The organism is Mesorhizobium quangtriensis (assembly GCF_040081925.1).
GTDB lineage: Bacteria > Pseudomonadota > Alphaproteobacteria > Rhizobiales > Rhizobiaceae > Mesorhizobium_K > Mesorhizobium_K quangtriensis.
Window position 1 is genome coordinate 157,762 of record NZ_JBEBMF010000002.1, and the last position, 23,989, is coordinate 181,750.

Here is a 23,989-nt window from a genome sequence, read left to right on the forward strand (position 1 = left end):
TTAAGCCGCTAACGCTGCGTCGATGATGCGGAAATCCACCTTGCGGTTGCCGTTCCAATAACTGCCCGACAGCGAACCGGCGACGTGGATCGTCTGGCCGCGGCTGGCGAAGAGGAAATCGCCGAGAACGGTGCCGGCCGCCCTGAAGGCCATCGCCTGGATACGGCCGCCTGATGCCGAGCGCAGGTCGGCGCGGATATGGTTCGTGCCGACGAGCCGCGCATCCTCCAGCCGATGGCGCGGCAGCGCGAAGACCGGCGGGGGGTGACCCGCGCCGAACGGCCCTGCCCGGTCGAGCGTTTCCAGAAGATCGAGGGTCGCGCCCTCGGCGGCGAGCGCGGCATCGATGTCGAGCACCTCCTCGTCCTGAAGCCGGAACACATCCTGCGCCGCGCGCTCCTCGAAGAAGGCGCGCAATGCGCCAAGCTTGTCGCGCTCGACCGTGATGCCGGCCGCCATCGCGTGGCCGCCACCCTTGACAATAAGACCTACCTCGGCCGCATCGCGCACCAGTCGCCCGAGATTGAAGCCGGCAATGGAGCGGCCGGAACCAGTGCCGACCCCGTTGGCATTGAAGGCAATCGCGAAAGCAGGACGCCGCGCATGTTCCTTCAGCCGCGACGCAAGCAGTCCGACGACGCCTGGATGCCAGTCCCGGCTCGCGGTGACCACAATCGCCGGGCCGGCGCCGCCGGCAAGCTCCGCGTCGGCCTCGGCCCGCGCCTGGACCAGCATCTGCTGCTCCATCTGCTGGCGCTCCTGGTTCAGGCGGTCGAGCGTCTCGGCTATCTGCCCGGCCTCGACTGGATCGTCTGTCGCCAGAAGACGACTGCCCAGCGCCGCATCGCCGATGCGCCCGCCGGCGTTGATGCGCGGCCCGATCAGGAAGGACAGGTGGAACACGCTGATCGGCTCGCCTATCCGTGACACGCGCGCCAGCGCGGCAAGCCCGGCGTTCTTCTGCTGACGGGCGACGACCAACCCCTTGACCACGAAGGCCCGGTTGACGCCGACGAGCGGCACCACATCGCAGACCGTTGCCAGCGCGACAAGATCGAGCATGGAAAGCAGGTCGGGCTGCGGCGCGTCGGGCCGTTGCAGCCTTAGAACGCGGGCAGTCTGCACCAGCGTCAGGAACACCACGCCCGCCGCGCACAGATGCCCCTGCCCCGACAGATCGTCATCGCGGTTGGGATTGACGACGGCGACAGCCATCGGCAACGGCCCGCCGACCTGATGGTGGTCGAGCACGACGACTTCCGCGCCGGCCTGCAAGGCTGCGTCGACGGACGGCGCACTGTTAGTGCCGCAATCGACGGTGACGATCAGCTTCGCTCCACGCGAGACCAGTTCGCGCATCGCTTCGGGGTTCGGCCCGTAACCCTCGAAGATGCGGTCGGGGATGTAGATTTCGGACTCGATGCCGAAGAAGTCGAGGAAGCGCTTCAGCAGCGCCGAGGACGCGGCGCCGTCGACATCATAGTCACCGAAGATGGCGACCTTCTCCCGGTTGCGGATGGCGGCGGCGATACGCTCGGCGGCCCGCTCCATGTCGGTCAGCGAGGCCGGGTTGGGCAGCAGATCCTTGATCGTCGGGTCGAGGAAACGTTCGGTTTCTTCCGGCGCAACGCCCCGTCCCGCCAGAACGCGCGCCACGATATCCGGCACGCCATGCGTCTGCGCGATGGTCAGCGCGGCCAATTCCTGCCGCTCGGTGAGACGATGCTCCCAGCAGAGCCCGGTCACAGAATGCCTGACATCGAGGAATATACGCTTGTCCGCCATCGCTACCCGCTCGTCCGGGCGCGACGATAGGCGACGAGCACGGCCGCCGAAACCGTCAACGGAGCGAAAGCTGACAAATGTATCAGGCGGCTCGCTCGATGCGGATGATCTGCGGCTTGTCCGTCAGGTGCCCGTCCTTCGTGATGCCGTCGGTTGCCTTGCGCACGGCGGCCTCGGTCGTCTCGTGGGTGACGAGGATGACGGTCTTCTGGTCCTTCGCCTCGACCGACCGCTGCACGATCGACTCCAGCGAGATGTCGTTGTCGGCCATGCGCTTGGCAATCGCGGCGAAGACGCCGGTACGGTCATGCACGGTCAGGCGAATGAAATAGCCCCCAGCATGGCTGCGCATCTGCGCCTTCTTGTAGGGCTTCAACTGCTTCGCGGGCCAGCCGAAGACCGGACCGTGCTGGAAGCCCGGTCGGCTCTTGGCGATGTCGGCGATGTCGCCGATGACGGCCGAAGCTGTGGCGTTGCCGCCCGCTCCGGGGCCGGACAGCAGCAATTCGCCGAGGATGTCGGTCTCGATCGCCACCGCATTGGTGACGCCGTGCACCTGCGCGATCACCGAAGCGGTGGGAACCATGGTCGGATGCACGCGCTGCTCGATCCCGCTCTCGGTGCGCTGGGCGACGCCGAGCAGCTTGATGCGATAGCCGAGCTCGGCCGCAGCGCGGATGTCGGCCTGGCTGATGTTAGAGATGCCTTCCAGATATATGTCGCCTGCCGCGATCTTGGTGCCGAAGGCAAGCGCGGTCAGAATGGAGAGCTTGTGAGCGGTGTCGTTGCCCTCGATGTCGAAGGTCGGGTCGGCCTCGGCGTAGCCTAGACGCTGCGCGTCCTTTAGGCATTCGTCGAAGGAGATGCCTTCGGCCTCCATGCGGGTCAGGATGTAGTTGCAGGTGCCGTTGAGGATGCCGAAGACGCGGTTGACGGAATTGCCGGCCAGCGCCTCGCGCATCGTCTTGATGACGGGAATGCCACCGGCGACCGCCGCTTCGTAGTTCAGCAGCACGCCCTTCTTCTCGGCGATCTCGGCAAGCGCCACGCCATGCTTGGCGAGAAGCGCCTTGTTGGCGGTGACGACATGCTTGCCGGCTTCCAGAGCAGCCTTGACCGCCTCGCGCGCCGGGCCCTCGTCTCCGCCGATCAGTTCGATGAACACGTCGATGTCGGCATTGGCGGCCATCTTCACGGGGTCGACGAACCACTGTGCAGCGGTGAGATCGACGCCGCGATCCTTGGTGGCGTCGCGCGCCGAAACGGCTGCGATCTCGATCGGCCGTCCGCATTGCCGTGTCAGTTCGGCGGCCTTGTGGGTGAGCACGCGCGCCACCGAGGCGCCGACGGTGCCAAGACCTGCAATTCCAACACGCAATGCTTCAGCCATCAGCCGAAAAATCCCTCAAATCAAATGCTTGTAAATGAACCCTGACTCAACGCCTTGTTGCGAGCGACACGACGTTGTTCGGCTGCTTCGTAGCCGACGACAGGAACTTCTTGATGCTGCGCGCCGCCTGCCGGATGCGATGCTCATTCTCCACGAAGGCCAGCCGCACATAGTCGTCGCCATGCTCGCCGAAGCCGATGCCAGGCGCCACCGCAACGTCGGCATGCTCGATCAGCAGCTTCGAAAATTCAAGCGAACCCAGGTGCCGGAAAGCCTCCGGGATCGGTGCCCATGCGAACATGGAGGCGGCCGGCGCCGGGATATCCCAGCCGGCCCGGCCGAAGGAGTCGACCATCACGTCGCGGCGCTTGTGGTAGACGTCGCGCACCTCTGCGATGTCGGCCCCATCACCGTTCAGCGCGGCCGTCGCCGCCACCTGGATCGGCGTGAACGCGCCGTAGTCGAGGTAGGACTTCACGCGCGTCAGCGCCGAGATCAGGCGTTCGTTGCCGACCGCGAAGCCCATGCGCCAGCCCGGCATGGAAAAGGTCTTGGACATGGAAGTGAACTCGACGGTCACGTCCATCGCGCCGGGAACCTGCAACACCGAAGGCGGCGGATTTCCGTCGAAATAGATCTCCGAATAGGCGAGGTCCGACAGGATGATGAGATCGTTCTTCTTCGCGAAGGCGACCACGTCCTTGTAGAAATCGAGGCTTGCCACCAGCGCCGTCGGGTTCGACGGATAGTTGAGGATCAGCGCAAGGGGCTTCGGGATGGAGTGGCGGATGCCGCGCTCCAGCGCCGGGATGAAGGCGTCGTTCGGCTCGACCTGAAGCGAACGGATGACGCCGCCCGACATGATGAAGCCGAAGGCATGGATCGGATAGGTCGGGTTCGGGCAGAGGATGACGTCGCCGGGAGCGGTGATTGCCTGCGCCATGTTCGCGAAGCCTTCCTTGGAGCCCAGCGTCGCGACGACCTGCGTGTCGGGATTCAGCTTCACGCCAAAGCGGCGGGCGTAATAATTGGCCTGGGCGCGGCGCAGGCCGGGAATGCCGCGCGAGGAGGAATAGCGATGGGTGCGCGGGTCGCGCACCACCTCGACCAGCTTGTCGACAATGGCCTTGGGCGTCGGCAGGTCGGGATTGCCCATGCCGAGGTCGATGATGTCGGCGCCGGCCGAACGGGCGCTGGCCTTGAGCCGGTTGACCTGCTCGAAGACGTAGGGCGGGAGGCGGCGAACCTTGTGAAACTCTTCCATGGCGAGATTCCGGGCGCTCGGGGAGGTGATGGCGGCGGCGTATATATCGAATTTGCGTCAGGGTCGAGGCCGATGCGGTTTCCGATCGGCCCGGCCCGAAAGCTGGCGTCAGCGTTTCTGGTTGCCTTGAAGCGATTCCAGATAGCGAAGCTTGGCCTGCGTTTCCTCGTCGGTCAGTTGCGTCGTGGCGCCCTGGCGGGGAACGTTCAGGTTTGGATAGGTGCCGGTGTCGACAGGCGTGCCGCTGCGGCCTGGGGCGACCGCGACGTCCTCGGTAGGCGTCGTGCAGGCGCTTGCGCCAAGGGCGGCGGCCAGTACCGCGACACCCGCGAGAGGGAAAAACCGCTTGCCTTTACCATATGCCATATCTTCGCCCACCGCTGCGACATAGAACGCATTGGACGTCCCATGATAATATGTCAAGAAAACGCCTGAGGAGGAAGGCACTCATCATGTCCAAGGCTGCGGGGCCGGCTGACAAATCCAACGCCGGCACATCCAATGCTGGCGAGACGCCTGATGTCGAGCAGTATCTGGTCAAGGATCCGGAGCGCTTCGCCGTCAATCTCGCGCGCATGGTCGAGCAGGCCGGCAAGGCCGCATCCGCATGGGTGGAGCCGCGCGAAAAGGGCGAACGCCGCGACGCGCTGGCTGAACCGATGACGGACATGGTCAAGACGTTCTCGAAGGTCACCGAATACTGGCTGGCGGACCCTTCGCGTGCACTGGAAGCGCAGACGCGGCTCTTCGCGGGCTATCTGACGGTGTGGAGCAATGCGATCAGCCATGTTCGCACCGGCGAACCGCCCTCCGACGCGGTCAGTCCGGAAAAAGGCGACAAGCGGTTTCTCGATCCCGACTGGGGAAAGAACGCGTTCTTCGATTTCCTGAAACAGACCTATCTCGTGACGTCGCGCTGGGCGAACGATCTGGTCGAGCGCGCCGACGGACTGGACGAGCACACGCGGCACAAGGCGAGCTTCTACGTCAAGCAGATCTCCAACGCGATCTCGCCGTCGAACTTCATCCTGACCAACCCGGAGCTTTTCCGCGAGACGGTCGCCTCCAACGGCGAAAACCTCGTGCGCGGCATGAAGATGCTGGCCGAGGACATCGCGGCTGGCCATGGCGACCTCAAGCTGCGACAGGCGGACAACGCCAGCTTCGAGATCGGGCGAAACATCGCGATGAGCAAGGGGAAGGTCGTCGGCCGCAGCGACGTGGCGGAGATCATCCAGTACGAGCCGACGACCGAGCAGGTGCTGAAGCGCCCGCTGCTCATCTGCCCGCCCTGGATCAACAAGTTCTACATCCTCGACCTCAACCCCGAAAAATCCTTCATCCGCTGGGCCGTCGAGCAGGGCCACACGGTCTTTGTCATCTCCTGGGTCAATCCCGATGAGCGCCATGGCGCCAAAGACTGGGAAGCCTATATCCGCGAAGGAGTGCAGTACGGGCTGGACACGGTGCAGCGCACCACTGGCGAGCGCGAGGTCAACGCGGTGGGCTACTGCGTCGGCGGCACGCTGCTGGCGGCGGGCCTTGCACTGATGGCGCAGGAAGGCGACGACCGTATCCGCTCGGCCACCTTGTTCGCCACGCAGGTGGACTTCACCTATGCCGGCGATCTCAAGGTTTTCGTCGACGAGGAGCAACTCGCGGCTGTCGAGCGCTCCATGAACGAGAAGGGCTATCTCGACGGCACCCGCATGGCCACTGCCTTCAATATGCTGCGTTCCGGCGACCTGATCTGGCCATACGTGGTCAACAACTACATGCGCGGCAAGGATCCCCTGCCCTTCGACCTGCTCTACTGGAACGCCGATTCAACCCGCATGGCGGCCGCCAACCATTCCTATTACCTGCGCAATTGCTATCTCGAGAACACGCTCTCGCAAGGCACGATGGAACTCGCCGGGCACACGCTGTCTTTGTCCGACGTCAAGATTCCCGTCTATAATCTCGCGACCAAGGACGACCACATCGCGCCGGCGCGATCGGTGTTCCTCGGGAGCCGATTCTTCGGCGGCAAGGTGGAATACGTGCTCACCGGGTCGGGCCATATCGCAGGCGTGGTCAATCCGCCAAAGGCGAACAAGTACCAGTACTGGACGGGTCCGGCACCTGTCGGCGACTTCGACGGCTGGCTGGCAAAGGCAAGCGAAACGGCGGGCTCGTGGTGGCCGCACTGGCAGAAATGGATCCTCGCACAGGACGACCGGCTCGTGAAGGCCCGCAAACCCGGCAAGGGCGTCAAGATACTCGGCGACGCGCCGGGGACCTATGTAAAGGTCCGCGTGTAACACTCTTTGAACCCACAAGGATTGACGTTACGCCCCGAAGCAGGCGAAAAGGTCTGCCGAACTGTGGGGTCGGGCACGAACCACCCCATGCCCGGCGATCGGATGAACGCTCGCCACCGTCCCGCAAGGTGCGTCCGTGATGAAACCGGTCGCCGTGTGAAGACAGGGGGAATTTTGACTTCAGGAAGGCGCACCGCGAGAGGGGCATGCCGTGCATTTGCGGCCTGTGTTCTTGCGGCCCTTGCCGCGTCCTGTTCCTCCGGAAGCGAACCTTCGATGCAACTGGCGCAATCGACCGAGGCTGGCGCGCCCGTCGCTGCGCTCGACGCCGAGGCCGTCGGAGCGGCGGCCGGCAAAGCCGATTCGGCCGGAAAATCCATAAAGACGGCGGCATCCGAGGCCAAGTCGGGCGAAGCATCAACGGCGGAAGAACCCGCAGCGGAAGTGCAACAGACCGCAAGCGCCAAGGAAGCGACCGCACCTGAAGCTGCGGCGCAGTCGGGTTCGGATGCACCTGCACACGTGACACCAACTACCTCGCCGACGGGCCAGATCCTCGAAAACGGAGGCCCGATCCTTACCGCAGGCACCATGCCCGACGTGATCGAACCCAAGAAAAAAAGCTTTTTGTCATCGTTCTTCGGGTCCACCCCTGCCGAAGCCGCACCGGAAGCGGCGACGGCCGCGCGAGAACCGAAACCCAAGCCGGTCATCACCCTTCCCGACCCGAACGAGACGAAGCGTAAGGAAGAGGCGGCGGTCCGCCTTGCTTCGCTGGGCGCAACAGACGATGGTGTCGACGGCGGCAACGACTTCACGCTTCCAGGCGTCCGCACGACAAACCTGTTCGAGATCAAGCGAAAGTCCGGTATCGACGACGACAGCGATATCGACGTCTACGAGGACATTGGCAGGTATGAGGTCGCCTCAGCCGCAGGTATGGCGCGCCTGGCGCCCAACGGTCTGCTGAAACAGCGTGAAACCGTGGACACCGCCTGCCTGAAGCCAAAGCTCGTGCGCATGCTTAAGGAAGTGGAGCGCCATTTCGGCAAACGCCTGATTGTCACCTCCGGCTATCGCAGCCCCGCCTATAACAAGAAGGTGCGCGGCGCGGAGAAATCGCAGCATATGTATTGCGCGGCAGTCGACGTGCAGATGCCGGGCGTGCACAAGTTCGAATTGGCCCGCTATGTGCGCGGAATGCCCGGCCGCGGCGGCGTCGGCACCTATTGCCACTCGTCGATCCATATCGACATCGGCCCGGAGCGCGACTGGAACTGGAAGTGCAAGGGCGCCAAGACCTGAGCTTTTAGCGGCGCGCCCGGCTGAACCTTACGTCACCGGCAAGGCCCAAAAAGTTTGCGAAAGCTGCAGTTTCAAGGTTGCCGCACGGCTTCAACGCATCTATAAGCCGCCTCGGTTAAGCGCCCTTCGTCTATCGGTTAGGACGGCACCCTTTCACGGTGCAGAGAGGAGTTCGATTCTCCTAGGGCGTACCACTTTTTCCCGAAAAAGAAGTGCTTCAACGGCTTGCCGATACTGCCTGCCCTATCGGAAGAGCGGCGTCGCGTGTCGGCGATCGATCGAGGTAAGACCGCGGGCGTCCCAAAACCTTGCTCTGATTCTTGAGGCAAACCCGCCTGCTACCAGGCCTCTTCCGGTGCACCGACGAGCAGATGGCCCTTGTCCATGTGCAGGACGCGGTCGGCAAGGCTTTCCATGAATTTCACATTCTGCTCGACAAGCAGCAGCGTCAGTCCGACCTCGGAGCGCAGCCTGTGGAGCGTATCGACGATCTCATCGCGTATGGACGGCTGCACACCCTCCGTCGGCTCGTCCAGCAGCATGATTTTCGGCGCGGCGCACAGGCAGCGGGCGAGCGCGAGTATCTGCTGCTCGCCGCCGGAAAGAACGCCTCCCATGCGATCGACGATCGGGTGCAGGCGCGGAAAGCTGGCAAGCAGGCGATCGACGGTCTCCGCCGGCTGATGGGCCCCGAGCGCTGCCATCTTCATGTTTTCGCGAACTGTCAGCGCCGGGAAAATCTGACGCCCCTGCGGGACATAGCCGATACCGGCGCGGGCGCGGCGATGCGACGGCAGCGGGGAGATTTCCTTGCCCTCGAAATGAATGCTTCCCTTCGTGGTGGGGATTTCGCCAGCCAGAGCCTTGAACAGGGTGCTCTTGCCCATCCCGTTATGGCCGAGAATACCGAGAAATTCGCCCTCGCCGATCGAAAAGCCGACGTTGCGCAAAACCTGAATCGGGCCGTATCCGGCTTCAAGCCCCTTGACCGCAAGCAATGTCATTCGACATCCCTCCCGAGATAGACGTCGCGGACGCGCTGGTCGGCGAGCACGTCGTCGGCCGCCCCCTCGGCCAGCACCCTGCCCTGATTGAAAACGGTAACCGTGCGCGCGATGCGGCGGATGAACGTCATGTCATGCTCGACGACCACCACGGAGCCGATTTTCGCGAGATCAATGACCAGTTCGCCCAGGCGCTCCACCTCTTTGCCGGTCATTCCCGCCGCCGGCTCGTCGAGCAGGATGAGGTCGGGCTGCGGCGCGACGACCATTGCGAGTTCCACCAACTGGCGCTGGCCATGCGCAAGCCGCGCCACCTCCCGATCCCGGAGGGCGGCAATGCCGATCAGTTCCATCACCTCGTCTGTCCGTTGCCTTGAAAGATGGGGCGGCAGGACGCGGTCGGTCGCGATGCGGATGCCTTCGACGACGCTCAACCCGTCGAACACGCTCGGCACCTGCGTCTTGATGCCCATGCCAAGGCGGGCGATGCGGGCTGCGGGCAAGCCTACCAGGCTCTTGCCTTTGAGCCGCACGTCGCCGGCGCTCGGCTTGAGCTGGCCCGACAGCATCTTGAAGAATGTACTCTTGCCAGCTCCGTTCGGTCCGATGAGACAGCGCAGTTCGCCGTGGCGCAGCGCGAAATCGACACCGTTGACGGCAACCACGCCGCCAAAACGCATGGTGAGTCCGCTGGCCTCGAGAAGGAGTTCGTCGCTCATGCCCTCACTCCGCCGCCACGCTTTTCTCGACGGGCACGGCAAGTTCGCCCGATCTGGAGCGCCCGGAAACCATCCGGTCGAACGCAGCCAGCGACATCGGCAGCAGTCCCTTCCGCAGCACGAGCACGAAGGCCGTGAGGATGACACCCATGATCAGGTTCGGGTCGGCCCAGCTCGCCGCAGCCCCCTGCCCCAAAGTCCCGAGTTCGGTTGCCAGCATCAGCATCAGGAAGCAGCCGATTACCGGCCCGGCGAGTGTACCCAGACCGCCGACGATGACCCAGATGATGATCTGCCCGTTGGTCTGCAGGTTGAACATGTTGGGGCTGACGAAAACGCAGTTGGCGAACAGGACGCCACCCACGCCGGCGATGCCGCCAGCGAGCGAAAAGATCGCGAGCTTGTAGTAGCGGGAATCGTAGCCCAGCAGTTCGACCCGTGACTCGTTCTCACGGATTCCCACGATGATCCGGCCAAAACGGGTCGCGAGAAGGAACTTGCACAACAGGTAGGAGGCGAGCAGCGCCAAGATTGCAAGCATGTAAATCTGCTCGGGCTCCAGCATAGTGTCCGGATCGCCGGGAACTGTCAGGATCGGCGTCGACGGGATGCCGTTGAAGCCACCCAGCGGAGCCACGCCGATCGTCCATTCGTCGCCTGCCGTCTGATTCATGAAGCGATAAAGGATCAGCGACACCGTTAGTGTCACGACGCCAAGATAGACATCGCTTAGCCGGCCCCAGAACATGAAATAGCCGAGCAAAGCGGCGAAGCCGGTGGCGGCGAGGACTGCGATGAAAGCCGACAGCGTGGTGTCGCCCAGATTCAGCGCAGCGACGGCGTAGACATAGCCGCCGATGCCAAAGAACGCGGCCTGACCGAAGCTCAGGATGCCCGCATAGCCCCAGATGAGGGCAAGCGACAGCACGAGCACGCCATAGCTCGCGTAGACAGTGCCATTGATCATCGTCGTCATGTCGCCCGCCGCCGGGACGACCACGAGCGCGTAGAGCGCGGCGAGCGCCACCGCGAGATATCCAAGGATCGAGCGCAGGGTCACAACGACCTCCGGAAAAAGCGTCCGCTGATGCCGCGAGGCAGTATCCTCAGCAGCACGACAGCAGCCATGAGAAGCGCCACCTCGCCCAGTACGGGGCTGAGGACGAAGGAGAAGAACGTGTTGACGGAACCGAGGACCGTGGCGGACGCCAGCGTGCCGGCAAGGATCGCGGTGCCTCCGGAGATCACGGTTATGAACGCCTTCGCGATATAGACTGCGCCGATGGATGGGACGACACCCGCGATCGGCGCGATCAGGGCTCCGGCGAGGCCGGTTACGGCCGCGCCCACGGTGAAGGTGACGGCGTAGACGCGATTCGGATCGATGCCGAGTGCGCCTGCCATCTGACGGTTCTGCATGGTGCCACGTGCCACCAGACCGGCTGAGGTGAAGCGCAGGAACAACCAGCCGGCAAAGAAGAGAACGGCGACGACTGCAACCAGGAAAAGTTCGTACCAGCCGATCGCATACTGGCCGATCGAGAGGCTGCCGAGCGGTGGCGATATTCCCGCGACCGTGTTGCCGAAGACGATCGTCGCGATCCCGATCAGCGCAAGGCTTATGCCCCATGTCGCGAGCATCGTGTCGATCATCCGCCCGTAGAGGCGGCGGATGACCAGTCTTTCCAGGATTGCGCCGACCAGCCCCACGACCAGAGGCGCCACGATGAACATGGAGACCCAGAGATTGAGGCCGGCCTGGTTGGAAACGATGGCGGCATAGCCGCCCAGCATGAGGAATTCGCCATGTGCGAAGTTGATGACCCGCATCATGCCGAACACGATAGCCAGCCCCGCGGCCACGAGCGCCAGATTGGCGATCGTGACCAGGAACTGGAGCAGGCCGATGACCAGACTATCCATATAGGCGCGGCTCCATGCGTTTCCTTATCCAGCGGAAGATCAGATTTGGACGTCGATCACGAACTGCTTGTTCTCGTTCGGGTTCTCCGTGAGGTTGCAGACGGCAGCGGTGTCCGCCGGCGGCTGCTGGAGATAGCTTTCCAGAACGTTGTACTTTCCGTCGCGCACCTCGGCGATGTAGACGTCGAGCGTGTCGTGGTGGGTGGCCGGATCGATGGTGGTCTTGCCGGCCGGGCCGGTGAACGACAGGCCCGTCTCCAGCGCTTCGATGACCTTTTCGCGCTCGGTGGTGCCTGCGAGTTCGGCAGCCTTCGCCCAGAGGTTAACCGCGTGGTAGCTCATCGCAGCGCCCTCGGTCACCGCATCCGCCTTCTCGCCGAAGCGGGCGTAGTAGCGCTTGAGGAAGTCCAGGTTCTCCGGCGTCTGGATGCCGTCGAAATAAGCGTACGAGACGATGATGCCGTTGTGCTCCTCAGGCGAGGTCAGAACCTGCTCGTTGCCGATTCCGAAGGTCGTCGAAGCCATCGGGATCTTGTCCTTCATGCCCGACGCCACCCACTGGCGATAGAAGGAATTGTGGGCCGCGCCGACTAGCACCGACATGATGATATCGGGCTGGGCTGCCTGAATCTTGCGGATCGTGGTGCCGAACTCGGAGACATCGAGCGGGAAGAAGTCGGTCTGGATCACATCGCCGCCATTCTCCGTGGCGAACTTCTTGATCCATTTGGCGGTGATCTGACCGTAATTGTAGTCGGCAGCCAGCGTGTAGATCTTCTTGCCGTTGAAGTGCTTCATCACGAAGGGCGTGAACTTCTCCAGCGTCTGCGCAGGCGTCGACCCCATGCAGAACGTGTTGCGGTCGCAGACGCCGCCCTCATAGAGCAGGCTGTAGAAATAGAGCGTCTTGAAGCGCTTCAGCGAAGGCCGCATCGCCTCGCGCGAGGCAGACAGGATGCCGCCGAACACGACATCGGCCTTCTGCTTGGTCGCGGCCTCCACGGCATATTGCGTGTAGAGCTGCATGTTGGACTGGGCGTCGTAGTTGACGAGGTCGATCTTCTTGCCCAGCACGCCGCCGGCAGCGTTCAGTTCCTCGACTGCGAGGTTGACGCAGTTGATCATCGGGCGGCCGTAAATGTCGATGCCGCCGGATGCGTCATGGATGGCAGCAACAGGGATGGTATCGGCCGCGCCGGCCGAGCGAAGGTAGAATGGACCGACGCTGGCGGCAGCGCCCGCTCCGGCAAGTTTGAGAAGGGTCCGGCGATTTACGTTCTTGATCATTGTCGTGTTCCCATTGGTTCTTGTTGACGCGACAAGGCACGCCGATCGCTCCTTCCGATCGGGCGCCCTGTTTCCCCATGCGTTTCCGGTAGATTCGTTCAGATCCTGGCGCTTCTTTTTGGCGCCCTGGCTCAGACGGAGCGGCGCGAACGCCGCTCCCTTAAAATCATCAAGCCACCTTCAGCGTGATCGTTTCGTCCCTGCCCGACGCCATGCTCTTGCCCCAGTATGGCGAAGTGCGGCGTTTCAACATGGCCCGAAACTGTCCGGTGGTCTTTTCCAGGAGCTCGCCGGAACCCCAGTTGACGATCACGCCATACTGGCGAATGAGGTCCAGCATGTCGAGTTCGCCGGCGCGGTATTTCGCCGCGACCGAGGCCGCATCCTCGTCCAGCCACTTGGCGCGGTTGGCGCGGATATACGCGCGCTTGGCGAGCGTCGCTTCGTGATCGACCGCATATTCCGCAAGGTCGGCGTCGATCTCCTTGACGACCACGCCGTAATCCTTGGCGGCGCGCTCGATGGAGACATAGCCGTCGGCCACGTCTTCACGCACCAGGATTTCGTCGCGCTCCAGCGGATCGCCGAGTCCACCGCCACCAGCGGAAGGACGGCTAACGACGTCGCCGGCCTCAAGCGGCTCGTTGGAGAACATGGAGCCGAGATAGCGTTCGTTCTCCAGATCCTCGTTGACCCAGACGCCGTGCGGAATGGACGGCAGTCCACCCCACAGTCCCCAGGTGATGGAACGCTCGCGGTCGCAGCAATAGGACACGACGGTGCGGTCGACCTTGGTGAGGATGACGCCCTTGTCGACGCCCATGCCACCGCGCGACTCGCCAGGCCCACCGGAGTCCACGCGAAGCTCGTGGCAGGTGGTCAGCACGGGCGCCAGACGCTCCTGCCCCTCGAAGGGCTGAGTACCGAGTTGGACACCGAACACTGGTCCGGTCGCAGCCCAGCCGTCGCGGCCGTTGCGTGCGCCCCAGCCGCCAACCATCCAGTCGTACCACATGAAGTATTTATGGCCGGACGTGTCCTCGCGCTTGTCGCGACCGCCGATCAAGAGGTAGTCGAGGTTGAACGTGCAAGCCATGGCGCGGTCAGGCAGGACTTCAGCCCACAGTTCGAAGATCGAGTTCATGATCTTCTCGAACGGGCCGGAGCAGAAGCCGGCCACTGGTGTCGGCCATGCGGCGTTGACGACGGAACCTTCCGGCCCCAAGTCGACGGTCACCACGCGATAGAAGCCGGAGTTGAGCGGTATCTCCGGGAACTGCATCTTGGTGCCGGCGACGATCGCCGCGAACGAACCACCGAAGCAGGCGTTCAGGAAGCAGCGGATGCTGGTCGGGTGCGACTTCGACAGGTCGTAGTGGACCGTGTCGCCCTTGATCGTCATGCGCACGCGGATCGGGATAAGCCCTTCGCCGACACCTGGATCGAGGTCGATGTAGTCTTCCGTCTCCCAGACGCCATCCGGCAGCGCCGCGACGCGCTGGCGCGTCAGCGTCTCCACATAGTCCTGCACGGCGGAGAACGACTTCTTGATGACGTCGAGTCCATACTTCTCGATGAGTCGGCAGACTTCGGACTCGGCAACCTTCGTCGCCTCGGCCTGTGCCTCCATGTCGCCGATGATGTCGCCGGGCGAACGGGTGTTGGAGGCGATGAGGTTGCAGACGTCCTTGAGCTGCTGGCCCTTGCTCCAGACGCGCACCGGAGTTATGCGCAGGCCTTCGGCCATGTGGTCGATCGCATTGACGTTGAAAGAACCCGGGGTCGCGCCGCCGACATCGGCCCAGTGGCCGTTGGCCTGCGAGAAGCCGAGCAGCTCGCCCTTGTAGAACATCGGGCGCACGATGCGGGTGTCGTTGAAGTGGGTACCGCCTTGGTAAACGTCGTTCACGACAAAGACGTCGCCGGGGTGGATATCGCCCTTGAACGCGTTGATCACGGCTTTGGCTGTGTAGTGCAGCGTGCCGACATGGGCGGCGATGTCGCCCGAACCCTGCATGATGGTGTCGCCGTTGACGTCGCAGAGCGCCGACGAGAAGTCGCGCGACCATATGACGAACGAGTAGCAGGTCCTGAATATCTGCTCTGCCATCTGGTCGACGATGTTGACGTAGGCGTTCTTGAGGACCTCGAAGGTCACTGGGTCCAGATCGTAATCCGTGCTGGCCATGGAAATTTCTCCTTAGGATTTCTGTTCGCGGCCGGGATCAGTGGGCGGCGGGAATGCGCATGATGATGGTGAGCGAGTGGTCGACCTCCGCGGTCACGCCGGGCGGGACGATCACGGTGGAGTCGAGCTGGTCGATGACCGCCGGGCCGGCGACCTTCATGCCCGCCTTCAGTTCGGCGCGGTCATAGACCGGCGTGTCTACGGCTTCCGGCAGCTCGTCGAAGCGAACCTTGCGGCTCCCTGTCGGCACAGCAGCCGCATCCGTCAGCTCGAACTCGGCGAACTTCGCCTTCGGCGTAACGCCGGTCGCGACGACGGAGACGCGGTACACTTCGACAGGGGCGCCCGGGCGCGAATAGTTGTGTTCGCGACCGTGTTCCTCGTGGAAATGCGCGATGGCGTCGTCGAGGCTTGTGATCGGGCTGCTCACCGAAATGGAGAGCGCACGCCACTGGCCATGGTAACGCATGTCGATCTTGCGCTGGAACACCATGTTGGGGTCCTCGACGCCTTCCGATTTCAGGCGTTCGCGGCCTTCCAGCTCAAGCTTGCGGAATGTCTCTTCCAGATCCGCAAATTCGATCTCTTCGGCCTTGGCGAGATACATCTGCGAGATGTCGTGCTGGATGTCGACGAGCAGGCAGCCGAGCGCCGAGGTGACGCCGGGGTTCGGCGGAACCAGCACAACCGGGATCGACAAGTCCTTTGCAAGGGCCGCGCCGTGCAACGGACCTGCGCCGCCGAAGGCGACCAGGGCAAAGTCTCGCGGGTCGTAGCCACGACGGATCGACAGCAGGCGGACAGCGTCGGCCATGTTGGCGTTGGCGACCTTGATGATCGACAGCGCCGCTTCCTCGATCGACATGCCGAGCGGCTCCGCCACGCCCTTGCGGATCGCTTCGGTGGCGAGGCTCTTGTCGAGCGAAACCTTGCCGCCCGCGAGCTTGTCCGAGAGGCGTCCGAGGACGACGTTGGCGTCGCAGTTGGTCGGGTTCTCGCCGCCGCGGCCATAGCAGGCCGGTCCGGGGGTCGAACCTGCTGACTGTGGGCCGTTGCGCAGGGAGTTCGCGGCGTCGAGCCAGGCCAGCGAACCGCCGCCCGCTCCGATCGTCAGCACTTCGATCGAAGGGAAGCAGATCGGATAGCCGTATTCAACGTACCACTCCTTCGTAACGTTGATGTGGCCGTTGTCGCAGAGCGAGACGTCCGTGGACGTGCCGCCCATGTCGAGGCCGATGGAATTCTTGAAACCGGCCTGCTCGGCGACGAAGCGGCTGGCGATGGCGCCGGCGGCAATGCCCGAGGCGGAAAGCCGGGCGGCATACTGCTCGGCCATCTTGGCAGTCATCACGCCGCCTCCCGAATGAAGCAGCATGACGTCTTCCTTGTAGCCGCCTTCCTTCATGCGGCTTTCGAGGCGCTTGGCGTAGTTGCCGACGACAGGCGCAAGGACAGCGTTGGCGACGGTGGTCGAGAAGCGCTCATGCTCGAAAATCTCCGGCATGATGTCGCTCGAAATGGAGATCACGGCTTCCGGAACCTCGGCCGCGAGGATATCGCGCATGCGCTGCTCGTTCGCCGGGTTGATGAAGGCGTTTGCGAAGCAGATCGCGATGGTCTTGACGCCGCGCTTCTTGATGACGCGGGCGAGCTCGACAGCTTCCGCTTCGTCGAGCGGCGTCACCATCGCGCCCGAATAATCGACACGCTCGGTGATCACCAGCCGGTCGCGGCGGCGGATGTAGGGCTTCGCCATCTCCTTGTAGGTGTCCCAGAGGTCGTCGCGGTTGCCGCGGCGGATTTCGATCGTGTCGCGAAAGCCCTTGGTGGTGACCATGACGGCCGGCGGGAAGCGGCGCGTGATCAGCGCGTTGGTCGCGAGGGTCGTGCCATGCTTGAAGAGCAGTAGGTCGTTTAGGTCCACGCCACCGGCCTCGATGCCGGCCAGAACACCGTCAATGGGATCGGGCGTCGTCGGCACCTTGGCGACGTGCATGTGCCCGGTCGCCTCGCTCAGCACGCAGATGTCCGTGAACGTGCCGCCCACGTCGCAGGCGACGCGCACTGCCTTTTCCGAAACCTGTTTGTCAGTCATTTCATCTCCTTCGGACCGGCTCGCGCCGACCATTCCTTGTTTGCGGCAGAGCCGCGCCGAAACGAAAAAAGCCACCGCCAGCAGACAAGCTGGGGTGGCTTCGTTGCCATGATCCGGTCGCGACGCCCTTGGCGCGCCAAATCCTTCCGACTGTCCGTCTTGCCTGACGCCTTAGGGCGCTTCGGCAACCTTGAAGGCGATCAGAGGCCGAGTTCCTTTGCCTCTATAATCGCCATACAGACAGTATCCATCGTCACTCGTTTAGTCATAGCGCGAGATCGGATAGTCTCGTAAGCTTCTTCCTCAGTCATGCTTTTTGCAGACATGAGTATTGCTTTTGCTTTTTCTAACCTTTTCAGGCCAGAAAGCTTTGCTTCCAGTTTCTGTATCCTGTCAGTGTAAATTTTATCCTTATGGGAAAGGCTATGAGCAACAATCATACTTGTCAATAGCCCAAATGCGCGAATTGGCTTTGTTATGACGGCGCTCGTGCCGGCACGCACGACGGCCTCGATGACGCCTGGGCTTTCGAACTCGACGATACCGATCAGGGTGACCTGTGACGAGCGCTCAGACAGCGCCTTCAGAAGCGCGGTGGTCAATGCATCCTGACGGAAAAGGACAAAGACGATGTCGGTTTCGGGCGGAATACCGTCCTGCGGCGGCCAGATGGCTTCCACGCGACAACCGATACGCCGGATGTGATCGACAAGCTCGTTCCGCTCCCGGTCCTTGGGGTGAACCACCAGGACCTTGACGCTCCTGATATCGCGGAGAGCCTGGAGCACGGCAGTCAGCCCGCCAGAACGGCCGGTGCGACCGGCGGCAGCGTGTCCCAATCGTCCAGCGAATGGTTGATCAGGTAGGGGTCGGGCTTCACCGCGAAGGGCGTTTCCTCAAGGATGCGGAACTGGCCGTCGGCTTCTGCCCGGCCGATACGCGGCCACAGATAGAAGTGGCTGTTGTCGGGGTCCAGCCGAACCTCTCCCTGAGGCGCGGCGAAAGAAGACCTGGCGAGTTCCACCCGTACGGCGTCCGGTTCGACCGAATTGCATCGGCCAACGGCGGCTAGCACCATATGCGTCAGGCCATAGGCGGTCTCGGCCATGGCATTCAGGGGCTGCTCGGCGCCGAAGCGAGCCGTGTAGCTCGCCACGAACCGACGATTCTCCGGGGAATCGATGGATTGGAAGTATGTCGCCGCTGTCAGGTGGCCTTCGGCCAGGCCACGCGGCATCAGCGCCAGTTCGGCCTCCGTGATCGTAAGGCTGGCGATCGTGGTGGTTTCAGTAACGCGCGCGTCCCGGCAAAGCTCGTAGAACAGTGCCGCCGCCTCGCCGACGACGGTTGAGAAGACGACGTCCGGCTTCTTCTTCTTGATATCGTCGACGATCTGAGCCAGTTCCGACCTGCGCGCATCGAGCTTTACGTAGCGCTCGGAAAGCACGTCGCCGCTCTGCTCGGCAACGAGCGTCATCATCACCCGGTTCGACTCAACGGGAAAGGTGTAGCGGGTTCCCACCAGATAGAAGCGCTTGCCCACATGCCTCATCAGATAGCGGGCAAGCGGCAGGATGTGCTGGTTTGGGACGGCGCCGCCATAGATGACATTGGGCGAGTATTCGAACCCCTCATACGGAGCAGCATAGGCCAGCAGCGCACGTCTCCGTTCCACGACCGGGACGACGGCCTGCCGCGTGTTCGTCATGTAGCACCCGATGAGCAGCGATGCTCGGTCCTCATCCAGCATGTGCTCGGCGAGCTGGCTGAACCGCGTGGGATCGGACTGCGCGTCGTAAGTAACGGGAACGACCTCCCTCCCCGCCACGCCGCCCGTTGCGTTGATCTCTTCCACCGCGAGATGGAAGGCATTGAGCTGGGAGCGCTCCACGAAAGCTGTCGGCCCGGTCTGGGAAAAAAGTGCTCCCACTGTCAGAGGCCGCCGTGGATCTGTTCCCAAAGGCATATCAGCACCAAAAAAATAAGGCCCTCGCCGGTTTCCCGGAGAGAGCCTCTTTGCTCTTGTTCCCAAACGCTAGACGGCAGCAGGAAATCCGTCAAGAGGACTATTAGGGAGACAATGCCCGCCTCGGTCGGAAGTTCAATTGCCGAGGCGCGGCTCTCTTTCTGCTATCACTTCAGACCGTCGATCTGGAGAGCCATCGCCCGCTGTCTGGTCGTCTCATCGAGATGGATCTTGCTGCGCTGGCGCAAGTCGAACCGCACCGTCACCGTGCGCATCTGCGCGTGAAGAACATCATCGAGCGTGCCTCGCATCTCATGCAGGTATGTCAGCGACGATGTTCCGACCTTTTCGACATGGCTGTAGACCGTGACCAGCGTACCGGCGGCCGTCTCATGCTTGTAGTCAATCTCCATGTGCACGTCGGCCCAACCCAGGCCGCCGTCCGCGTCTTCCTTGCCGGCGATGCGGCCAAGTATCTGAAAGCTGGCATCGTCGAACATCGCCACATAGTGGCGGACGTTCAGGTGCCCCATGGCATCGCACATCCAGGGATGCGCAATGCCGGCGTAGGTGACGATGCCGCGTTCGCTCAAAACCCAACCTCGTTCCCGCCCTTCAGCTTTAGCATGTCACGCGCTTCCGTCGGTGTCGCGACCTCGAGCGAGAGCTCGCCGAGGATGCGCCTGATCTTGGCTACCTGGTCTGCATTGCTTTTCGCCAGCTGACCTTTGCCGACATAGAGGCTGTCCTCCAACCCGACGCGCACATTGCCGCCCATGATCGCGCCCATGGTGCAGAGGTTCATCTGATGCCTTCCGGCCGCAAGGATAGACCACAGATAGTCATTTCCGAAAAGCCGGTCGGCGGTGCGGCGCATGTGCATCATGTCCTCGGGATCGGTGCCGATGCCGCCGAGAATACCGAAGACGGTCTGCACGAAGAGCGGTGGCGTCAGCAGCTTGCGGTCGAGGAAATGTGCAAGCGCGTAGAGATGGCCGACGTCGTAGCATTCGCATTCGAACTTGGTGCCATAGGCATGGCCGACCTCGACGATGACGCGTTCGATCTGGTCGAACGTGTTGGAGACGATGCCCTGCCGCGTGCCTTCGAGATAGGGCTTTTCCCAGTCATATTTCCACTGCGACTGTTTCATCGCCGCCTGGCTGAGCACGAAATTCATCGAGCCCATGTTGAGGGAGCAGAGTTCCGGCTTTGCGGCATGAGCCGCTTCGAGCCTGCTCTCCAGCGTCATCCCAAGGCCGCCACCCGTCGAAATGTTCATCACGGCGTCGGTCTGCTGCTTGATGCGCGGCAGGAAATCCATGAACAGCCGTGGATCGGGAGACGGCTTGCCGGTCTCGGGGTCGCGCGCATGCAGATGGATGACCGAAGCGCCCGCTTCCGCCGCGCCCACGGCGGCATCGACGATCTCGCTTGGCGTGATCGGCAGATAGGGGCTCATTGTCGGCGTGTGGACGGACCCGGTGACGGCACAGGTGATGATGACTTTCGACGGCGACTGCATGGTTTCCCCCTGGGGTATTTGGGTCGTTTTTTGCTTTATGGATCCAGTGCCAGACAATCCTCGCCGCGCCAGCCCAGACGGACCATGGAGCCCGGCAAGAGGGCCGGCAGCGACGGCGTGTTGGCGAGTTTGACGACGAACTGGAAATTGCCCGATGTGCGGGCGACGAGGCGGATATGATCGCCGACATAGACCGACTGCACAATCGTCGCCGGCAGTTGGTTTGACATCGCCGAGCCATCAGAAACCAGCACCATGCGCTCCGGACGAACGGAAAGCGTTACGGGTGCGCCGGGCGAAAGTGTGTGCAGAGGGGACACGGCGTGCAGCTTCACGCCCTCCCCGGCAAGCGTCACCGTCAGATCGCCATTCGCGGCGGCGGCCTCGACGGTCGCGGGCAATTTGTTGTTCTCGCCGATGAAGCTGGCGACGAAACTTGTCTTCGGCCGCTCGTAGAGTTCGTTCGGCGTCGACAGTTGCTGAACCCGCCCGGCGTTGAAGACCGCGATGCGGTCCGACATCGTCAGCGCCTCGGTCTGGTCGTGCGTGACATAGACGAAGGTTACGCCGAGCCGCGCGTGAATGTCCTTGATCTCGAACTGCATCTGCTCGCGCAACTGCTTGTCCAGCGCTCCCAGCGGCTCGTCCATCAGGACGAGTTTCGGCTGGAAGATGAGCGCTCGCGCCACAGCGATGCGCTGCTGCTGGCCTCCGGATAACTGGTCCGGGCGTCGATTGCCGAGCCCGGGCAACTGCACCATGTCGAGGACGCTTTTGACGCGCTCGGCGATCGCCGCCTTGCCGAGCTTGCGCACTTCGAGCGGAAAGGCGAGGTTTTCGGCGACCGTCATGTGCGGGAACAGCGCATAATTCTGGAAGACCATGCCGATGCCCCGGCGGTTGGCCGGCACGCGATCGATGCGGCGACCATCGACCAGAATCTCTCCCTCTGTCGGATCCTCGAAACCGGCAAGCATCATCAGCGCCGTGGTCTTGCCGGAACCGGACGGACCGAGCAGCGTCAGGAATTCGCCGCGCAGGATTTCGAGATCGAGATTCTGGACCGCGAGAACCGCCTCGCCGTAGCGCTTGCTAACGCCCCGGAATTGGACGTGGGTCGAATCTTGCGAAGCGTCGGCCCTCACTTGGCGGATGCCTTGACGGAGGTCAGCATACGCCGTCGCCTGGGCGCAGGGCGTGTTTGAACCTGAAGCCCTTCCGGCGACGCGGCGGCGCGCAGGACAATGTCTGCCGCCTCGGTCAAATCAGCAACCAAAGCGCGACGCGCAGCCTGCCCGTCAGCCCGACGCAGCGCGTCGATGATCTCGTCGTGATGGACGAGACCCGATACGTAGGCCGGACGCACGACGTTCAGGAACGGGCCGGCGCGCAACCAAAGTTTCTCGATGATCTGCTCAAGCACGGGCGAGCGCGCGGCACGGTAGACGGAAAAATGGAAGCGGCGGTTGAATGTCAGATAGTCGACCATCACGTTTTCGGTGACGCATTCATGCATCCGCTCGTTCAAACGCACCAGTTGATCGATTTCGGCCTCCGAGATTGTCGTCGCCGCCCACTCTGCCGCCGTGCCTTCGACATTGCAGCGCACGCGCACCAGATCGGATATGCGCGCCACCGTCGCCTCAGGCACGATCACGCCACGATTGGGATGGTCGAACAGCGCCTCGTCGCTGACCAGTTGGCGAAACGCCTCGCGCACCGGCATGGCGCTGGTCTGGAATTTTTCGGCGATCTGCCGGACGACGAGCCGCTGGCCAGGCAGGAAGTCGCCATTCATCAGCGCTTCCTTCAGCCCGGCATGGACGCGCACATGCGCGGTTTCCCGCGAGCCGCTTCCGGTTCCTGCCCTGCGATCCAGCATCAGGCAGCCCGGGACGGCAGCACCTGCCGATTGCTGGACAGGAAATCGTCGAAAGCGGCCAGGAAGCCGTCGAGTTCAGCATCACCGAAAGGCAGCGAGAGGGCCAGCATTCCGCGCGGCGTTACATAGTAGCCGCGCAGCAACATCTCGACATGCCAGAGCGCGATCAGCGAGGGGTCGGCATCATCGAGCGTGGCCGGCGTATCAACTGGTCCCTTGACGAAATGAAGGTTCATCAGCGAGCCGCGTCCAAGCACGATGGCCTCGACGCCATGCTTCTCCAGCGCAGCATTCATCCCTTCGCGCAGCCGGTCACCGCGTTGGTTGATTGCCTTGCTCGCCTCCTGCGTCAGCACGTGGGTAAGTCCCGTGAAGCCCGCTGCCATGCTGAGAATGTTGTTGTTGAATGTGCCGCCGTGCGAGAAGGCGCCCGGAAGCGCAGGATCGAAGCGGTCGATGAGATCGGCACGGCCACCAAAACCGCCGAAGCTTGCACCACCGCCAATATATTTGCCCAGCGTCACGAGATCGGGATTGATGCCGTGCGCGCCATGCAATCCGTGATAGTCGAGCCGCGACGTCATGACCTCATCGAAGATCAGGAGCGCGCCGGTCTCACGCGTCGCATCGCGCAAGGCCAGCAGGAATTCGCGCGTTGCGGGGATACAGCCGCCGCCGCCCATCATCGGCTCGACGATGACCGCCGCTAAGTCCCCGGCATGCTCGCGGATAAGCGCGACTGTCCCGTCGATGTCGTTGTAGTCGCCGAAGACGAAGGGGAACGGCAAGTTTAGCGGCGAGCCGCCATGCGCGAAGGTCAAAACGCCACCGTGGTAGCCTTCCCTGAAGGCCAGCACCTTGGAGCGTCCGGTAATCGCGCGCGCCGCGGAGATCGCCATGATGTTGGCTTCGGTGCCGGAATTGCAGAAGCGCACACGCTCGATAGCGGGGAAGCGATCGACCACGGCGCCGGCAAGACGCGCCTCGTAGAGGTTCGGCGCACCCAGCATGATGCCACCCTGGATCACTTCCACCAGCGCCGCGGCGATTGTCTTGTCGGAATGACCGTAGAGACCGGCGGTGTATTCAGAGACGAGATCGACATAGGTGTGGCCGTCAAGATCGGTCACCCGGCAACCGTCGCCGGACACGAGCGAAACCGGAAAGGGCCGGTACCAGAGCACGGCCCTCGTGTTGCCGCCAGGCAGCGAGGCCGACGCATCCTTGTGCCGCGCGAGGCTCTTCGGGTTTGCGTCCGTGAAGCGCTGGCGCGCCTCCGCGAGCACGGAGTCCAGGTTGACGTTCCGGCGCGTTTCGGCACTGCCCTGCGACATTCGATCAAATCCTCCGCAT

General features: G+C 63.0%; 20 protein-coding genes and 1 tRNA gene. 3 read left to right on the forward strand and 18 right to left on the reverse strand.

The genetic code is table 11. The features are described from left to right. The 4 genes from recJ to ABMA32_RS09450 all read right to left on the reverse strand — a co-directional run bounded on the left by recJ (nucleotide 1) and on the right by ABMA32_RS09450 (nucleotide 4,805). Nucleotides 1-1,785, reverse strand: coding sequence for a single-stranded-DNA-specific exonuclease RecJ (gene recJ, locus ABMA32_RS09435; RefSeq protein ID WP_349013521.1), 1,785 nt, complete (start codon nucleotides 1,783-1,785; stop codon nucleotides 1-3). A gap of 82 nt (nucleotides 1,786-1,867) precedes the next feature. Further along, on the reverse strand, nucleotides 1,868-3,175 hold the full coding sequence (locus ABMA32_RS09440; RefSeq protein WP_349013522.1) for a homoserine dehydrogenase: 1,308 nt from the start codon (nucleotides 3,173-3,175) through the stop codon (nucleotides 1,868-1,870). A gap of 46 nt (nucleotides 3,176-3,221) precedes the next feature. Further along, on the reverse strand, nucleotides 3,222-4,439 hold the full coding sequence (locus tag ABMA32_RS09445; protein ID WP_292771313.1) for an LL-diaminopimelate aminotransferase: 1,218 nt from the start codon (nucleotides 4,437-4,439) through the stop codon (nucleotides 3,222-3,224). A gap of 108 nt (nucleotides 4,440-4,547) precedes the next feature. Beyond that, the gene (locus ABMA32_RS09450; RefSeq protein ID WP_349013523.1) at nucleotides 4,548-4,805 is read right to left on the reverse strand and encodes a hypothetical protein; all 258 of its coding nucleotides are present in this window, start codon (nucleotides 4,803-4,805) and stop codon (nucleotides 4,548-4,550) included. 50 nt (nucleotides 4,806-4,855) lie between these two features. Between ABMA32_RS09450 and phaC the strand changes: the two genes are divergently transcribed. From phaC to ABMA32_RS09465, 3 genes are all read left to right on the forward strand, one after another. Continuing rightward, a complete protein-coding gene (phaC, locus tag ABMA32_RS09455; protein WP_425475511.1) occupies nucleotides 4,856-6,742 on the forward strand; it encodes a class I poly(R)-hydroxyalkanoic acid synthase in 1,887 nt (628 codons plus the stop codon). Between the two features lie 276 nt (nucleotides 6,743-7,018). Then, complete coding sequence (locus ABMA32_RS09460) at nucleotides 7,019-8,047, forward strand: YcbK family protein (protein WP_349013525.1); 1,029 nt, start codon at nucleotides 7,019-7,021, stop codon at nucleotides 8,045-8,047. 119 nt (nucleotides 8,048-8,166) lie between these two features. Next, nucleotides 8,167-8,241: transfer RNA gene (locus tag ABMA32_RS09465), tRNA-Glu, on the forward strand. A 144-nt stretch (nucleotides 8,242-8,385) separates the two neighbouring features. Here the strand turns inward: ABMA32_RS09465 and ABMA32_RS09470 are convergent. From ABMA32_RS09470 to ABMA32_RS09535, 14 genes are all read right to left on the reverse strand, one after another. Then, nucleotides 8,386-9,051, reverse strand: a complete 666-nt coding sequence (locus tag ABMA32_RS09470; RefSeq protein ID WP_349013526.1) for an ABC transporter ATP-binding protein — start codon at nucleotides 9,049-9,051, stop codon at nucleotides 8,386-8,388. Then, a complete protein-coding gene (locus ABMA32_RS09475; protein ID WP_349013527.1) occupies nucleotides 9,048-9,770 on the reverse strand; it encodes an ATP-binding cassette domain-containing protein in 723 nt (240 codons plus the stop codon). The genes ABMA32_RS09470 and ABMA32_RS09475 overlap by 4 nt, the downstream gene beginning before the upstream one ends. Before the next feature lie 4 nt (nucleotides 9,771-9,774). Then, nucleotides 9,775-10,830, reverse strand: a complete 1,056-nt coding sequence (locus tag ABMA32_RS09480) for a branched-chain amino acid ABC transporter permease (RefSeq protein WP_349013528.1) — start codon at nucleotides 10,828-10,830, stop codon at nucleotides 9,775-9,777. Next, entirely contained in the window at nucleotides 10,827-11,693 is an 867-nt protein-coding gene (locus tag ABMA32_RS09485) for a branched-chain amino acid ABC transporter permease (RefSeq protein WP_349013529.1), read from the reverse strand. The genes ABMA32_RS09480 and ABMA32_RS09485 overlap by 4 nt, the downstream gene beginning before the upstream one ends. 39 nt (nucleotides 11,694-11,732) lie before the next feature. Continuing rightward, complete coding sequence (locus tag ABMA32_RS09490; protein WP_349013530.1) at nucleotides 11,733-12,980, reverse strand: urea ABC transporter substrate-binding protein; 1,248 nt, start codon at nucleotides 12,978-12,980, stop codon at nucleotides 11,733-11,735. 169 nt (nucleotides 12,981-13,149) lie between these two features. Then, nucleotides 13,150-15,168, reverse strand: coding sequence for a hydantoinase B/oxoprolinase family protein (locus ABMA32_RS09495; RefSeq protein ID WP_349013531.1), 2,019 nt, complete (start codon nucleotides 15,166-15,168; stop codon nucleotides 13,150-13,152). Nucleotides 15,169-15,205: 37 nt separating this feature from the next. After that, on the reverse strand, nucleotides 15,206-17,263 hold the full coding sequence (locus ABMA32_RS09500; RefSeq protein WP_349013532.1) for a hydantoinase/oxoprolinase family protein: 2,058 nt from the start codon (nucleotides 17,261-17,263) through the stop codon (nucleotides 15,206-15,208). A gap of 200 nt (nucleotides 17,264-17,463) precedes the next feature. Then, nucleotides 17,464-18,051 carry an ANTAR domain-containing response regulator gene (locus tag ABMA32_RS09505; protein WP_349013533.1) on the reverse strand — a complete coding sequence of 196 codons (588 nt, stop codon included), beginning with the start codon at nucleotides 18,049-18,051 and terminating at the stop codon, nucleotides 17,464-17,466. Nucleotides 18,052-18,056: 5 nt separating this feature from the next. After that, complete coding sequence (locus ABMA32_RS09510; RefSeq protein ID WP_349013534.1) at nucleotides 18,057-19,229, reverse strand: transporter substrate-binding domain-containing protein; 1,173 nt, start codon at nucleotides 19,227-19,229, stop codon at nucleotides 18,057-18,059. 167 nt (nucleotides 19,230-19,396) lie between these two features. Continuing rightward, nucleotides 19,397-19,822 carry an acyl-CoA thioesterase gene (locus tag ABMA32_RS09515; protein WP_349013535.1) on the reverse strand — a complete coding sequence of 142 codons (426 nt, stop codon included), beginning with the start codon at nucleotides 19,820-19,822 and terminating at the stop codon, nucleotides 19,397-19,399. Next, nucleotides 19,819-20,754 carry a 3,5-dioxohexanoate:acetyl-CoA acetone transferase gene (gene kce / locus ABMA32_RS09520; protein WP_349013536.1) on the reverse strand — a complete coding sequence of 312 codons (936 nt, stop codon included), beginning with the start codon at nucleotides 20,752-20,754 and terminating at the stop codon, nucleotides 19,819-19,821. Before kce ends, ABMA32_RS09515 begins: the two co-directional genes overlap by 4 nt. Before the next feature lie 35 nt (nucleotides 20,755-20,789). After that, nucleotides 20,790-21,899, reverse strand: coding sequence for an ABC transporter ATP-binding protein (locus tag ABMA32_RS09525; RefSeq protein WP_349013537.1), 1,110 nt, complete (start codon nucleotides 21,897-21,899; stop codon nucleotides 20,790-20,792). Further along, a complete protein-coding gene (locus ABMA32_RS09530) occupies nucleotides 21,896-22,636 on the reverse strand; it encodes a GntR family transcriptional regulator (RefSeq protein ID WP_349013538.1) in 741 nt (246 codons plus the stop codon). The genes ABMA32_RS09525 and ABMA32_RS09530 overlap by 4 nt, the downstream gene beginning before the upstream one ends. Then, nucleotides 22,636-23,970 carry an aspartate aminotransferase family protein gene (locus ABMA32_RS09535; RefSeq protein ID WP_349013539.1) on the reverse strand — a complete coding sequence of 445 codons (1,335 nt, stop codon included), beginning with the start codon at nucleotides 23,968-23,970 and terminating at the stop codon, nucleotides 22,636-22,638. The genes ABMA32_RS09530 and ABMA32_RS09535 overlap by 1 nt, the downstream gene beginning before the upstream one ends. Nucleotides 23,971-23,989 lie beyond the last annotated feature (19 nt).

Excerpts from the sequence above, each read along its gene's own strand:
- ABMA32_RS09470 (WP_349013526.1), bottom strand. The coding sequence starts at position 9,051 with ATGACATTGCTTGCGGTCAAGGGGCTTGAAGCCGGATACGGCCCGATT.
- recJ (WP_349013521.1), bottom strand. The coding sequence starts at position 1,785 with ATGGCGGACAAGCGTATATTCCTCGATGTCAGGCATTCTGTGACCGGG.
- ABMA32_RS09490 (WP_349013530.1), bottom strand. The coding sequence starts at position 12,980 with ATGATCAAGAACGTAAATCGCCGGACCCTTCTCAAACTTGCCGGAGCG.
- ABMA32_RS09450 (WP_349013523.1), bottom strand. The coding sequence starts at position 4,805 with ATGGCATATGGTAAAGGCAAGCGGTTTTTCCCTCTCGCGGGTGTCGCG.
- ABMA32_RS09530 (WP_349013538.1), bottom strand. The coding sequence starts at position 22,636 with ATGCTGGATCGCAGGGCAGGAACCGGAAGCGGCTCGCGGGAAACCGCG.
- ABMA32_RS09440 (WP_349013522.1), bottom strand. The coding sequence starts at position 3,175 with ATGGCTGAAGCATTGCGTGTTGGAATTGCAGGTCTTGGCACCGTCGGC.
- ABMA32_RS09445 (WP_292771313.1), bottom strand. The coding sequence starts at position 4,439 with ATGGAAGAGTTTCACAAGGTTCGCCGCCTCCCGCCCTACGTCTTCGAG.
- ABMA32_RS09510 (WP_349013534.1), bottom strand. The coding sequence starts at position 19,229 with ATGCCTTTGGGAACAGATCCACGGCGGCCTCTGACAGTGGGAGCACTT.
- kce (WP_349013536.1), bottom strand. The coding sequence starts at position 20,754 with ATGCAGTCGCCGTCGAAAGTCATCATCACCTGTGCCGTCACCGGGTCC.
- ABMA32_RS09475 (WP_349013527.1), bottom strand. The coding sequence starts at position 9,770 with ATGAGCGACGAACTCCTTCTCGAGGCCAGCGGACTCACCATGCGTTTT.
- ABMA32_RS09500 (WP_349013532.1), bottom strand. The coding sequence starts at position 17,263 with ATGACTGACAAACAGGTTTCGGAAAAGGCAGTGCGCGTCGCCTGCGAC.
- ABMA32_RS09485 (WP_349013529.1), bottom strand. The coding sequence starts at position 11,693 with ATGGATAGTCTGGTCATCGGCCTGCTCCAGTTCCTGGTCACGATCGCC.
- phaC (WP_425475511.1), top strand. The coding sequence starts at position 4,856 with ATGTCAAGAAAACGCCTGAGGAGGAAGGCACTCATCATGTCCAAGGCT.
- ABMA32_RS09495 (WP_349013531.1), bottom strand. The coding sequence starts at position 15,168 with ATGGCCAGCACGGATTACGATCTGGACCCAGTGACCTTCGAGGTCCTC.
- ABMA32_RS09460 (WP_349013525.1), top strand. The coding sequence starts at position 7,019 with ATGCAACTGGCGCAATCGACCGAGGCTGGCGCGCCCGTCGCTGCGCTC.
- ABMA32_RS09535 (WP_349013539.1), bottom strand. The coding sequence starts at position 23,970 with ATGTCGCAGGGCAGTGCCGAAACGCGCCGGAACGTCAACCTGGACTCC.